This is a genomic window from Bacillus sp. SIMBA_154 (assembly GCF_046536015.1).
Lineage (GTDB): Bacteria > Bacillota > Bacilli > Bacillales > Bacillaceae > Bacillus > Bacillus pumilus_P.
In genome coordinates, this window is sequence record NZ_JAWJBV010000004.1 from 140,285 (window position 1) to 154,114 (window position 13,830).

Here is a 13,830-nt window from a genome sequence, read left to right on the forward strand (position 1 = left end):
TACTCACACGCCCCTTTAAATGGCTTTGCTCAATTGTAATCGCTTACTTCAGAAAAGAATTTTCCCACTAAAAAAGAGTGAAAACATCAAAATAAGCAGCAAGACTTTCGAATTGTTTTTTTTTGACAATGTGAACCATTAATTTCCTTTTTTTAAGAGAATAAGAAAAAAATTCAATATAGATTGACAGAAAAATAAGCTTTAACCAATTAAAGAATAATTATCATGAAATAGAAGAGATTGTATGCAAATTACGTCATTAGACCTGTTTGAAAGGCTAGATAAATACTGAGATTTATTATAAAAAGAGCTTCTTTTATTGGAAAAAACACAAGAAAACCAAACAGTTAGAGGTATCTATTACCAAAGGGCTATTTTTGTCGAAAATAGTCGTTTAGTCATGTTGAGGATTCTGAAATATTACTGATATTCTTTACCAAAGTATGGGGGGTGAGCTGGTACATACCTTTGCTATATGAAGCACGAAAAAAGGGAGGTCAAAGAATGAACATATTGAAAAGAACGAGTCAATTATTTCTTATATTGGTGCTGATTGTTGGAAATTTATTAACGGTCTCACCAGCTGTTTCTCAAGCAGCTGGGACGGTGGTTGTAAACAACACAGATTCCTACATGATTGGAAGAGATCCATTGACTCTTTATCAGCTTGATGGGAATAATCCAACCAGCGTAAAGGCTAGTGTGCAGGTGAAAGGGATTAATACGAATTTAGTCAACGGTGTTGCTGTCAATGATCAAGAAAATACTGTGTATGCTACTACGACAGCAAGCGGAGAGCCTGTTCTTTATAAAATAAATGCAACTTCTGGACAAGCAGAGCGTGTAGGTGTACTAGGTGGAGGTGCTTCTAATGCCGTTGTTCATAATGGTAAATATATACATTCTTATGCTTCAGGTGGTGAATACTTCCTTGGAACGTACGATTTAGCTACGGGTCAAAAAACGTCCAAAAAAATTGTAGGCTATGACATCGGCTCTGGCGTTGGCGGGGACCTTGTAGTCGATAAAGACGGCTATCTTTGGTTCGCATCTAATGGAAGTGGAGCCATTGCGCAAATGAATCCTGATACAGCTGAAGTCATTCGTGTCATTCCAATTAAAAATGCGGATGGTAAAATGATTGACGGAGGCGTTCGGGGGATTAGCTTTTTGCCAAATGGACAAATGCTATTACAGTCAGGGTTAAATGAGTCTATCGGACATTCTACTCTTTTTACACTTGATGCGAAAACATTAAGTACAACTTATATGGGTACTGCAGGTAATTCATTATCTTACGACTTAGCTTCACGGGTGAAACCAGAATTTGATCCATATCCTCCAGAGCTTGAATCAGAAAAATCTGTTGTCTTACAGAAAAAAGCAGAGGGCAACACAGATGAGAAGCATCCAGAAGTAGGCGACACGCTGCTTTATACAATTAAAGCAAAAAATACCGTGCAATATGGTATTGTCAAAAATCTGATCATATCAGATAACCTTCCGAGCAGCTTAACCTATGTTCCAGGCTCGCTTAAGGTGGATGGCGCAAGTGTAACAGATGCCAAAGATCAAGACAAAGGTGACTATACAAACGGCACTGTGACTGGTCAAATAGGTGACGTGAAAAATACTGGTTGGCACACAGTGACATTTGAAGCGAAAGTAGGAAAAGGTCAAGCGGGTAAAGACATTCAAAACACAGCGAATGTAAAGGGAGAAAATACCCCGCCAGACAAACCAACAACGAACATAGAAATCTACCCGCGCGATCCAAAGCTTGAATCAGAAAAAGCAGCGGTCTTACAGAAAAAAGCAGATGGTAATACAGATGAGAAGCATCCAGAAGTAGGCGACACATTACTGTATACCATTCAAGCCCGTAATGCTGTTGAAGACAGCGTCATTGAAGATCTTGTGATTTCTGACAAGTTACCTCAAGGATTATCTTATGTACCAAATTCGCTACAGATAGATGGGAATCCAGTCACAGATACAAAAGATCAAGACAACGGTGATATGACAGATGGAACTGTTACTGGAACGTTCGGTGAAGTGAAGGATGCGACATGGCATACCGTGACGTTCGAAGTGACGGTGGACAAAGGTCAGGCAGGCAAAGATATTCAAAATACAGCCAACGTGACAGGCGGCAACACACCGCCGGACGAGCCGACAACGAATGTAGAGATCTATCCTCGTGAACCAAAGCTGACTTCTGAAAAAACAGCCGTCTTGCAGAAAAAAGCAGATGGTAATACAGATGAGAAGCATCCGGAGGTCGGTGACACACTTCTTTATACAATTAAAACCAAGAATACGATAGAAGACAGTCTCGTTGAAAACTTAGTGATCTCAGATGAACTGCCAGAAGGATTAGCATATGTGCCGAATTCACTTGAGGTAGACGGACAAGCGGTTACAGATGAGCAAGATCAAGACAATGGGGACGTCACAAATAGGACCGTCTCAGGACAATTCGGTGACATTAAGGATACAGATTGGCATACAGTGACTTTTGAGGTCACGGTTGAAAAAGGACAATCTGGTCAAGATATTCAAAACACAGCCAGCGTCACAGGTAACAACACACCACCAGACGATCCGACAACAAAAACAGAAATCTATCCTCGTGACCCAAAGCTTGAATCAGAAAAATCAGCGGTCTTGCAGAAAAAAGCAGAAGGGAACACAGATGAAGAGCATCCAGAGGTCGGAGATACCCTGCTTTATACAATTAAAACAAAGAATACGATAGAAGACAGTTTGATTAAAGATTTAGTGATTTCAGATCAATTACCAAAAGGGTTGAAGTATGTCACGGGGTCCCTTCAAATTGATGGAGAATCTGTCTCAGATGTGAAAGACGACGATAGCGGAGACTACACAGATGGAAAGGTCACAGGTTCTTTTGGTGATGTCAAGGATACAGACTGGCATACAGTCACCTTTGAAGTGACAGTTGAAAAAGGACAGGCTGGTCAAGACATTCATAACACAGCCAGCGTCACAGGGGAAAACACACCACCTGATGATCCGACAACGAACACAAAAATTTACCCGCGTGATCCAAAACTATCATCAGAAAAATCAGCGAGCATTCAGAAAAAGGCAGAAGGCAACACAGATAAAAAGACACCACAGGTAGGCGATACCCTGCTTTATACGATCAAAACAAAGAATCTTGAAGAAGACAGCATCGTTGACAATCTCGTGATTTCTGATGAACTGCCAGCAGGTCTTCAATATGTTGAAGGATCACTGAAGGTAGATGGACAGACTGTTACAGATGCAAAAGATGACGACAACGGAGATTACACAAAAGGCACAGTAACCGGTCAATTTGGCCAAATCAAAGACACGGACTGGCATACGGTTACCTTTGAAGCGAAGATCGCCAAAGGCCAAGCGGATAAAACCATTCAAAACACAGCGAAAGTAACAGGCGATAATACACCGCCAGACGAACCAACAACCGAAACAAAAATTGATCCAAGAGATCCAAAGCTTGAATCAGACAAAACATCTGAGATCTCTCAAAAAGCAAAAGGAAATACAAATGAAAAACAAGTTCAGGTAGGCGACACTCTCCTTTACACCATCAAAACAAAAAATAGTGTAGAAGACAGTATCATCAAAGATTTAGTTATCGCAGATAAACTGCCAGAAGGTCTTGAATATGTCGAAGGATCATTAAAAGTAGACGGACAAGCTGTCACAGATGCAAAAGATGACGACAATGGAGATTACACAAAAGGCACAGTGACCGGTCAATTTGGTGACATCCAAGATACAAAATGGCATACAGTGACTTTCGAAGCGAAGGTTGCTAAAGAATATGAAGGTCAAACGATTCAAAATATCGCAGTAGTGAATGGTGAAAATGTAGACGATCCAGACAAACCGGAAAACTCAACTACGGTGGAACCACCTCATGTGCCAGAGGTGCCAGCTAATCCAGACCAACCTTCTGAGCCGCAAAAGGATACACCGGGTCATCACCTTCCGAATACCGCAACAGCGATGTACAACCTTTTACTAGCAGGATTTGCCCTTGTTTTAATAGGTGCAGCCCTGATTGTATGGAATAGAAGAAAAAGAAACGGATAAACGTCCATGTGTCAAAAATTGATCTCTGCCATATTGATCACGGCGGGTCTTTGTCTAGCGATTGTTGGATATTTGAAGGTCATTGATGGACAAAGGGAAGTCGATCAGTCATTCCAGTCTGCACAAGCAGCCATCCAGCAAAAGGAGTCTTCTTTTGCACCGCAGGCTGGAGAAATCATTGGGCTTTTGCACATTCCAAAACTAAAGGCTGAGTTGCCGATTGTAGAAGGAACAGAAGCAGATGATTTGGCAAAAGGTGTTGGACATTATCAAGAGAGCTATTTTCCTAATGAACAGGGACAAATTGTTTTATCTGGGCATCGAGATACTGTGTTCAGACGAACAGGAGAACTTGTAAAAGGGGATCAACTCGTCATTGAGCTTTCATACGGTCGATTTACTTATGAAATTGAAAAAACAAAGATTGTGAAGAAAGATGATACAAGTATCATCACACTGCAACATAAAAAAGAAGAACTTGTCCTAACCACATGTTATCCTTTTTCTTATATTGGTCCTGCACCAAACAGATATATTATATATGGGAAGCGTGTTTAGTCACTGGATCAGCTTGCAACTTCTACTTATCTAGCTGATCGCCTGATAAGGGGGAAATCGCCTATATAAGATCTAGAGATGCAGGAGGGGGTCAATTTGATAAACGAAGACGATGTAAGGCATATAGATAAATTCGGAAGAGTTGTCCTTCCGACGAATATTAGAAAAAGGCTGAAGATTCGCCCGCAAGATTTTATAGAGATCTATCTTGAAGAAGGCCAGATTGTGATGAAACCATACTGGCAGGACAAACCTTGTATAGTGACGGGGCAAGTGACATGCTCCAACAAGGTGCTATCAGGTGGATTGGTCATCAGTCCAGAGGGAGCGAGACTGCTGTTGCAAGATCTACTGGCGCTTCGCTTACAAAAAGAGATATAAAAAAAGCTGTTCTCATCACGTGAGAACAGCCTTTTTTCATCATACCGGATTCAAAATCCGGTTTAAGAATTGCTTTGTTCGTTCTTCTTTCGGTTGTTTGAAAATTTCTTCCGGAGGACCTTGTTCGACAATGACGCCGCCATCAATAAAAATCACTTCGTCTGCCACTTCTTGGGCAAATTTGATTTCATGTGTGACAACCGCCATTGTCCAGCCTTCTTTGGCCAGATCCTTCATGACCTTTAACACTTCCCCGACAAGCTCAGGGTCAAGCGCAGAGGTTGGTTCATCAAAAAGCATGAGCTCTGGCTGAATGGCAAGTGCACGGGCTATGCCGACACGCTGCTTTTGACCGCCTGAAAGCTGGAAGGGATACAGATCTTTTTTATCTTCAAGGCCAACCTTTTGCAAGAGCTGGATGGCTTCTTTTCGAACCGTTTCCTTTGGCCGGCGCTGCACTTGAACAGGACCTTCCATCACGTTCTCAAGCACGGTGCGGTGTGGAAACAGGTGATAATCCTGAAACACCATTCCTGACTTGCGGCGAAGCTTCAGCAGATCAGCTGATTTATTTTTTTTCGAAAAATCAATCGAGAAATCATCGAAGGTAAAGGAGCCGCCATTTGGTGTTTCAAGTGCATTCAAACAGCGAAGCATCGTTGTTTTTCCTGAACCTGATGGACCAAGGATGGCCACAACCTGTCCTTTGTTGATCGTAAAATCAATCGACTTTAGAATCTCATTTTCACCAAAGGATTTCTTTAAGCCTTTGACTGTTAGCATGTCGTTCCCTCCTTACCTTGCGACATATCGATCAAGTCGTTTTTCAATTTGGTGCTGAACGAGCGATAGAATGAAGCAGAATACCCAATAGATGAGGGCTGCTTCCATATAAATGAACAAAATTTGATCCAAGTTCGCCGCAGCAATTTCCTGAGACTTACGGAAAAGCTCTGCCACGAGGATTTGGGAGGCAAGAGATGTATCCTTCACCAAACTAATGAATGAATTAGACAGCGGTGGAATCGATACACGCACCGCCTGCGGTAAAATGACACGGACGAGCGTTTTGCGATGCGTCATCCCGATGGAATAACCAGCTTCCCATTGTCCTTTTGGAACAGAAAGGACGGATGCACGGATAATCTCCGACGCATACGCACCTACGTTTAATGAAAAAGCAATAATCGCACTTGGATATGGATCCAGTGTGATATTAAATGTCGGAAAAAAATAGAAAATAATAAACAATTGCACAAAAAGCGGCGTTCCGCGAACGGCCGACACATAGATGGAAAAAATCCATCTGAGCGCTTTGATTTTAGACATTCTAGCAAGAGCTGTCACAAGCGCAATAAAAATACCGATGATAAAGGCAATGATGGCGAGGGGAATTGTATAATAAATTCCCTGCATCACCATTGGCCAGAAAGATTGCTGAAGAAGATCCCAAGGAATGACGACTCCTAGGGTATTATTTTGTAACATCTTCACCAAACCATTTCTTAGAAATCTTCGCGAGAGTACCGTCTTTCTTCATTTCTTTTAATGCGCCATTCACTTTGTCAACGACTTCGCCGCTGCCTTTTCTGAAGGCAAAATAGGTTTCTTGAGGATCTCCTGTTTCAAATGCAACTTTTAGGTTTTTGTTACCGCTTGTTTTCAAGTAGTTCAATACAGCCAATTTGTCATTGAACGTCAGATCAGCACGTCCTTGCTGAATCAATTGAATGGATTGTGCAAGACCTTCAACGCCTTCAATCTTAGCGCCAGCATCTGTAGCAAGCTTATTGTAGTTACTTGTTAATGATTGTGCTGCTTTTTTTCCTTTGACATCAGATAGTTTTTTGATGTCGTTGTTATCTGATTTTGTCACAACTATGGCTTGAGACGTTGTGTATTTATCAGAGAACTCGTATTGATTTTCACGTCCAGTTTTACCAACTTGGTTCGCTACCACGTCAAAACGTTTTGAATTCAGTCCAGCAAACATACTGTCCCATTGTGTTTCTTTGAATTCAGGTTTTAAGTCTAGACGTTTTGCTACTTCTGTGATGACCTCTACATCGTAGCCAGTTAATTTATCTGTCTTTTTGTCATGGAATGTGAAAGGAGCATAAGTACCCTCTGTACCGATCGTTAATACGCCTTTATCCTGAATGGATTTCCAAAGGTCACCTGATTCCTTAGACCCAGATTGTTTATTCGCGTTGTCGTTTGCACCTGATCCACATGCCGTGATCAATGCAACACAAGCGCCTAGCATAATGGCAAAGAACATTTTTTTCATTTTATTCCCCACTTTTCTTGTTGGTATTTACAACATATGATCTTACAGAGAAGCAACCTAAAAGTAAAGCATTTGAAATTATCTTGAGCGAATCTCACCAACTTTATGCTCGGACAACCGATAGAACTATACCAAATCAAAAGATGAATACAACAAAACACGAACTCAAGCGGTCATTAAGATCAATCGAGTGGTGAGAATGTTAGATAGACTATTTAATGGGGAAATATGCTATGATCATCACATCGAAAGAGTTAAGGTGATGTTTGACATTAGATTCATTTGACTTGTAAGAAAATAAAGGAAACGATCCTCCAGTGAACCAAAGTATAAAAGGGAAGTGTGATCATTTGCAAACATCAAAACAAAAACCCGTCATGATCTTAATACACGAAATATACGGAATAAATGATCATATGAAGAGGAAGATCGATCATTTTGAAAAAGCTGGTTTTGAGGTCTACTGTCCTCATTTATTGGGACAGGTCAAACACTTCCCTTATGCCAGTGAGAATGAGGCTTACGGCTACTTTATGAATAAAGTTGGTTTTGATGAATCGGTAAAGAGCGTACTGAATGTAGCAAAAGAGTTGAAAACAAAAAATCCAAAGATAAACATATTTCTACTAGGTTTTAGTGTGGGGGCAACAATTGCCTGGCGATGCAGCCAATATGATCAGTTGTTTACCGGAGTCATTGGATTTTATGGTTCAAGGATCAGAGATTACGTCGATATTACGCCTGCCTGCAAAACGCTGTTATTTTTCCCAGAGGTCGAAGCATCCTTTAACCCTCGGGAGGTTGCGAGTGTTTTGGAGAAAAAGGATGAGCTTCGCGTGACAATAGTAGAGGGAAAGCATGGATTTGCCAATCCATATTCTGCGGCTTTTCACGCTGAATCGAAAAATTGTTGCTTTCAGGAAATAGATGATTTTATCAAAGCAGGTCTGCTGAAAGAAGTATGACTTGTGGATGTTTAAACAGTGGTGTCTTATAGTGATCATAAGAAATGTCTGAAATGAGACTCGAAAAGAGCGAAATGAACAACCAGTGTGTAAAGATAAAGTTGCACGCTGGTTTTTTTGTGAAAACATTTTGGATAAATGGCAACCTATCAAATGCTCAGACCCACCGCCCATTTGTGCGAACATTACTAAAATAAAGACTTTGTGACAGTGACCATAGAAGGAAGCATATTTATTATAAAAGATGTATAATTAGTAGGTTGTTTTAAAAATGGAATGAATCACATGGAGACATGTTTTGATAACAGAGCATCTTAGAAGAAGGAGGGCATCATTGTGGATGTTGGACAAAATCAGCCTGAACAATTGAAAAGGGCGATGACCTCCCGCCATTTATTTATGATTTCACTTGGCGGTGTCATTGGGACAGGCTTTTTCTTAGGAACGGGCTATACGATTGGACAAGCAGGTCCAGTCGGAGCCGTTCTTTCTTATATTGTGGGTGGATTGATTATGTATTTAACCATGCTGTGTCTTGGAGAGCTGTCAGTTGCACTTCCTGTCTCGGGGTCGTTTCACACGTATGCGACCAAATTTGTCAGTCCTGCCGCTGGTTTTGCTGTTGGCTGGATTTATTGGCTCGGCTGGGCGGCAACCGTCGCACTTGAATTCTTATCAGCAGGACAGCTGATGAGGCGCTGGCTCCCGCAAGTGGATGTGTGGATCTGGTGTTTCATATTTGGGCTGTGTCTTTTCTTATTAAATGCCCGATCTGCGAAAGCGTTCGGGGAGTCGGAATTTTTCTTTTCAACCATTAAGATTGTTGCCATTTTATTATTTATTGGTGTAGGCGGAGCGGCGATGTTTGGTTTCATTCAAACGACGAGCGGGGAACCGGCTCCTTACTTCAGTCACTTTGTAAGTGATGGACTGTTTCCAAATGGATTGCTTGCTGTTGTGGTCACGATGATCACGGTGAATTTTTCGTTTCAAGGGACAGAGCTGATCGGGATTGCGGCAGGGGAGAGTGAAAACCCTGAGAAAACCGTTCCTCGTTCTATTCATCAGACGGTTTGGCGTACACTCGTCTTTTTCGTTTTATCTGTTTTCGTATTAGCGGGTATGGTGCCTTGGAAGGAAGCTGGTGTGCTGGAAAGTCCATTTGTCACCGTGTTTGAGAGAACAGGAATTCCTTATGCGGCAGATATCATGAACTTTGTCATTATCATTGCTTTATTATCTGTTGCAAACTCTGGCTTGTATGCTTCAACGAGAATGCTGTACTCCTTATCGAAGGAAGGAATGGCAGGAAAGGCGTTCAGACGAGTGAATCGGCGCGGTATTCCGATGAATGCCTTACTGCTTACCTTCCTGTTTACAGGGATTTCGCTATTATCTGGGTTCTTTGCAGAGAAAACCGTCTTTGTCTGGATTGTTTCAATTGCCGGAATGAGTGCCCAGGCTGGCTGGATCACAATTACATTATCACAGCTGCTTTTCCGCAGGAGATATTTGAAAGCAGGCGGAAAGCTGGAAAATTTGAAATTTAAAACACCCCTTTATCCGGTTCTGCCGATCATTGCGATCACGATGAATACGATCGTATTGGTCAGCCTTGCCTTTGATCCGGAGCAGCGTATCGGGTTATATGTCGGCGTACCACTCATGATCATTGGATATGTCGTCTATCACCGCTATGTGAAGAAACATCAAGTGAAAAGCGAACCGCTCAAACTGCAAATTCGTGGAGATGATGAGATTCGGTTTTAAACCATCAACAAAAGAAGACAAAGGGCTAAAATAAAGGTCATTTTAGCCCTTTGTCAACAATATGAAAGAAGCCCCCCTGTCGGGAGGCTTCTTTTTTAATGAACGCCTTTCATCGCTTTCTTAATCACTGGTGTAAGCATCAGCATGACACCACATAAAATGATGGCGATGAGGCCGATGATACCGAAATAAACGGTTTCTGGCACTTTATCAAACAGTTTGACCACTTGTGCATTAATTGCCTGTGCCATCGCATTTGAAAGGAACCAAAGGCTCATTGTTTGCGCTGAGAAGGCAGCAGGTGCAAGCTTGGTTGTCGCTGACAAACCAACTGGTGACAAGCAGAGCTCTCCGATCACAACAAGGAAGAAGCTCAGAACGAGCCATAATGGACTCACCAGTGTGTTTGGACCAGACATGTATGCAGGAATGATCATGATGATAAAGGATAACCCAGCAAACAGTAGGCCAAGTGAGAACTTAATCGGGGTAGACGGCTGTTTCTTTCCAAGTCTGACCCATAACCAAGCAAATACTGGGGACAGCAGCACAATAAAGATCGGGTTCAATGATTGGAACCAAGAAGAGGCCAGTGTCATCCCAAAGAAATTCAAGTTTGTTCGTTGATCCGCATATGTGGCTAAAATGTTTGAGCCTTGTTCTTGAATGGCCCAGAACATCACCGCAGCTAGGAACAATGGAATATAAGCGAGTACCCTGGATTGCTCCACTGCGCTCGTCTTTTTACTGAAATACATCACAATAAAGTAAACAATCGGAATGAGGACGCCAAGGACACTGACAAACCAAGTGAATAGGTTAATGGTAAGAGCGCCTGTTTGGATACCAATGACAGCAAAAACAGCGAGCACAATCACGATCAATGTGCCGAAAATTTTGATGTTCTTGCGTTCAGCGGCTGATAGTGGATTTGTGACATAGGTGCCAGCAAGACCAAGATTCGGCTTTTTCGTGATCACAAACGTAATGAGTCCAACAAGCATACCAACGGCAGCGAGTGAGAAACCAAGATGGAAATTCACTTTTTGACCGAGTGTTCCGACAATTAATGGCGCAATAAAACCACCCATGTTGATTCCCATGTAGAAAATACTAAACCCCGAATCCCTGCGAGGGTCCGTTTTTGTATACAGGTCACCGACAATGTTTGAAACGTTTGGCTTCAGAAGACCTGTCCCAATAATAATCAGCCCCATACTAATAAAGAGCGCTGTTGCTCCGCTTGGCAGAGCCAAAATGACATGACCAAGCATAATGAAGACCCCGCCATAAAAGACCGTACTGGACGAACCGAATACCCGGTCGGCGAGCCATCCACCAATCACTCCTGACATATAGACAAGGGCACCGTAGACAGACATGATCGAATTGGCTGTCGTCTGGTCAAAGCCAAGACCGCCTTTTGTCACCTCTGTGTACATATAATAAATAAGCAGTGCACGCATGCCATAATAAGAAAAACGCTCCCAAAATTCAGTGAAAAACAGTGTATAAAGTCCTTTAGGATGTCCAAAAAAACCTTTTTGAGGCACACTTTTAACAATTTTATCGTGATCAATTGTAGACATGGCATAGATCCTTTCTTAAAAAAAGAGATATGAGAAAAATGATATTCTTGTATAGTTCTTGTGTCAATATAAAACTATTCTAAAACAGGAAAATGTTAGATCAATAGGCGTAAAGACTCAAAATTATTAAAAATTCATTCAAGTGAAAATTATCGGAAAGTTATTCCAGAAGAATTTATATAAAATTTGAAGTATTGTACAGGCAAACCTTTCCCACATGCATAGGATGATGAGAGGACATGTGTGAAAAGGAGGGATTTTGGTTGGGGGAATTAAATGAATCTGATCTGAAAAAACCGGTTGTCAATGTACTAGATTTTGGTGTGATTGCTGACGGGAAAACGGACTGTACAGCCAAACTCAATGAATGCTTAGAATGGACGAAAGCACAAGGCTACTCCCACGTCTGGCTGCCGAGTGGAACGTATCTGGTAGATGCGGTGTACAGAAGTGATCCATTTTTTCCTTTCCGGGGTGCAGGCATACGGGTGCCAAGTCATATATGCATTGAGATGGCATCAGACGCTGTGATAAAGGTAAAACCAAATGATTCGTGGGGGTATGCGGCCTTTTATATAGGGAAGGTTCAGCATGTGACCATCCGGGGCGGGCGGATTGAAGGGGATCGTCATGAGCATGTGTACAAGTCACTCCCCGCTGAAAGAAAAACCCATGAGTGGGGCTTTGGCATATGTATTGAAGGCGCCTCCCATGTAAATGTGAATCATGTGCAAATAAAGAATTGTACGGGAGACGGCATCATTGTCAGTCCCCACGGTTTATTGACACAGATTGAATCGTACTCGCCGGCTTCGTCTATTCACATTTCTGGCTGCACCATCATGGATTCAAGACGAAATAATATATCGATTACAGGCTGCGATGGGGTCATTGTCGAGGACTGTCTGCTGGAAAGAGCAGGAGTCAACGGGGTCGAGCCGAGAATGGGGATTGATATTGAAGGTTACGGAGAAAGTGCGATCAATATGGAAGAACCGCTGAATATTCAGATTCGAAATAACATCGTTAGAGGTGGTGCAGCAAGCTCCATTTATAACTTCAACGGCTATGGTGTGATCATTGAAGGTAATCATACAGATAGCAGTATTTCCTATGGCTTCGCCACCGAAACAATCATTGCAAACAATTTGATCCGTGCAGTGGGAGGGGGCGTAACAAAAGCAGGGATTACGAGCTTAGGTGTCTCGCTTGGTCAAACGGAAAACAATGTGATCATTATTGGCAATATGATTGAGGGGTTTGAAAAAGGCATTGATGTGAGGGGAGACAGCGTTCACATCACAGGCAATAAGATCAGTCTTTTTGAAGATGCGGCAGTGTCCGTTTACATGGCGAATCGCATTCTAATAGAAGGAAATCATATTGAATCAGGGACGAATACACGCCTGAGAAGCACATCCCTGCGTATCTATCAATCGGATAGCGTCGTCTTTTCAAACAATACGATCTACTCTGTCATCGATGCGGCGATGGTGAGAGGAACGAATATCCTGATCCAGCACAATCAATTCAAAGAATTCAGCAGAGGGATATGGGTACAGGAGGGAGAAGCTGGGATCAACGGCAATCACTTTATTCAAGAAGGGCAAACGCAGCTCACGTCTTCGTATACGATCAGTGTTACAGGAAATGCAAAGGCTTTCATATGGCGGAATCGCTTTAAGCACTACCAAAACTACGCTGTATACAGCAGCACGACGGGGCCTTTAGAAATTAAAGATAATTCCTTTGAAGAAACATCCTTATATGTAGTGATGTATATTAAAAATGGCTCACCACAGATTGGAGATAACCGCTTTTATTTAAATCGTTCGATCGGCCAGCCGACGGCGATTTTTATTGACCAAGCCGCATCGGCACGTGTGCTGCGGAATAATATCATCAATCTATCTCCTCAAAAGGCGATTGCCATTCGCACAACGTCTTCAACTCATTCTGTTATCGCCCATAACATGCTGGAGCGCAGTCAATTGATGACACATACGACGGACCGGCTCATCGGAAATATTGAAATTGATACACCGTAATGGCTTGTGAAATCCCTTATTTTGGAGGTTCAGAAGGCGGTTGACAATCATGTAAAAAGGGCATATAGTAATAATTATTTTTCATTTTTCGCAACATTTGCCCTTTTTTTATTGTTAAA

The 13,830-nt window shown here is 42.1% G+C and carries 10 protein-coding genes; 6 read left to right on the forward strand and 4 right to left on the reverse strand.

Going from position 1 to position 13,830, the window contains the following annotated elements; genetic code table 11:
* The first annotated feature begins 504 nt into the window (after positions 1-504).
* The 3 genes from R0K30_RS09055 (at position 505) to R0K30_RS09065 (ending at position 5,049) form a co-directional block, all read left to right on the forward strand.
* A complete protein-coding gene (locus R0K30_RS09055; protein ID WP_249704769.1) occupies positions 505-4,110 on the forward strand; it encodes an isopeptide-forming domain-containing fimbrial protein in 3,606 nt (1,201 codons plus the stop codon).
* 6 nt (positions 4,111-4,116) lie between these two features.
* Positions 4,117-4,668: a class D sortase gene (locus R0K30_RS09060; RefSeq protein ID WP_410610222.1), complete on the forward strand. Its 552-nt coding sequence runs from the start codon at positions 4,117-4,119 to the stop codon at positions 4,666-4,668.
* Between the two features lie 96 nt (positions 4,669-4,764).
* The gene (locus tag R0K30_RS09065; RefSeq protein ID WP_099726074.1) at positions 4,765-5,049 is read left to right on the forward strand and encodes an AbrB/MazE/SpoVT family DNA-binding domain-containing protein; all 285 of its coding nucleotides are present in this window, start codon (positions 4,765-4,767) and stop codon (positions 5,047-5,049) included.
* A 39-nt stretch (positions 5,050-5,088) separates the two neighbouring features.
* Here the strand turns inward: R0K30_RS09065 and R0K30_RS09070 are convergent, their stop codons facing one another.
* The 3 genes from R0K30_RS09070 to tcyA are packed head-to-tail and all read right to left on the reverse strand — an operon-like array spanning position 5,089 to position 7,339.
* Entirely contained in the window at positions 5,089-5,832 is a 744-nt protein-coding gene (locus R0K30_RS09070; protein WP_099726073.1) for an amino acid ABC transporter ATP-binding protein, read from the reverse strand.
* A 12-nt stretch (positions 5,833-5,844) separates the two neighbouring features.
* A complete protein-coding gene (locus R0K30_RS09075; protein ID WP_099726072.1) occupies positions 5,845-6,537 on the reverse strand; it encodes an amino acid ABC transporter permease in 693 nt (230 codons plus the stop codon).
* Entirely contained in the window at positions 6,524-7,339 is an 816-nt protein-coding gene (gene tcyA / locus R0K30_RS09080; RefSeq protein ID WP_044140489.1) for a cystine ABC transporter substrate-binding lipoprotein TcyA, read from the reverse strand. Before tcyA ends, R0K30_RS09075 begins: the two co-directional genes overlap by 14 nt.
* 350 nt (positions 7,340-7,689) lie before the next feature.
* Between tcyA and R0K30_RS09085 the strand changes: the two genes are divergently transcribed.
* Complete coding sequence (locus tag R0K30_RS09085; RefSeq protein ID WP_410610226.1) at positions 7,690-8,304, forward strand: dienelactone hydrolase family protein; 615 nt, start codon at positions 7,690-7,692, stop codon at positions 8,302-8,304.
* 336 nt (positions 8,305-8,640) lie between these two features.
* Positions 8,641-10,074: an amino acid permease gene (locus R0K30_RS09090; protein WP_099726070.1), complete on the forward strand. Its 1,434-nt coding sequence runs from the start codon at positions 8,641-8,643 to the stop codon at positions 10,072-10,074.
* Between the two features lie 95 nt (positions 10,075-10,169).
* Here R0K30_RS09090 and R0K30_RS09095 read toward each other — a convergent pair whose 3' ends face one another.
* On the reverse strand, positions 10,170-11,663 hold the full coding sequence (locus R0K30_RS09095; RefSeq protein ID WP_230031281.1) for a peptide MFS transporter: 1,494 nt from the start codon (positions 11,661-11,663) through the stop codon (positions 10,170-10,172).
* Between the two features lie 263 nt (positions 11,664-11,926).
* On the opposite strand from R0K30_RS09095, the gene R0K30_RS09100 reads away from it, so the two are divergent.
* On the forward strand, positions 11,927-13,711 hold the full coding sequence (locus R0K30_RS09100) for a right-handed parallel beta-helix repeat-containing protein (protein ID WP_410610229.1): 1,785 nt from the start codon (positions 11,927-11,929) through the stop codon (positions 13,709-13,711).
* The last annotated feature ends 119 nt before the right edge of the window (positions 13,712-13,830 follow it).

What these genes read in the sequence shown, in the direction of transcription:
- R0K30_RS09055 (WP_249704769.1), top strand. Translation starts at nt 505, where the DNA reads ATGAACATATTGAAAAGAACGAGTCAATTATTTCTTATATTGGTGCTG.
- R0K30_RS09060 (WP_410610222.1), top strand. Translation starts at nt 4,117, where the DNA reads ATGTGTCAAAAATTGATCTCTGCCATATTGATCACGGCGGGTCTTTGT.
- R0K30_RS09070 (WP_099726073.1), bottom strand. Translation starts at nt 5,832, where the DNA reads ATGCTAACAGTCAAAGGCTTAAAGAAATCCTTTGGTGAAAATGAGATT.
- R0K30_RS09075 (WP_099726072.1), bottom strand. Translation starts at nt 6,537, where the DNA reads ATGTTACAAAATAATACCCTAGGAGTCGTCATTCCTTGGGATCTTCTT.
- tcyA (WP_044140489.1), bottom strand. Translation starts at nt 7,339, where the DNA reads ATGAAAAAAATGTTCTTTGCCATTATGCTAGGCGCTTGTGTTGCATTG.
- R0K30_RS09095 (WP_230031281.1), bottom strand. Translation starts at nt 11,663, where the DNA reads ATGTCTACAATTGATCACGATAAAATTGTTAAAAGTGTGCCTCAAAAA.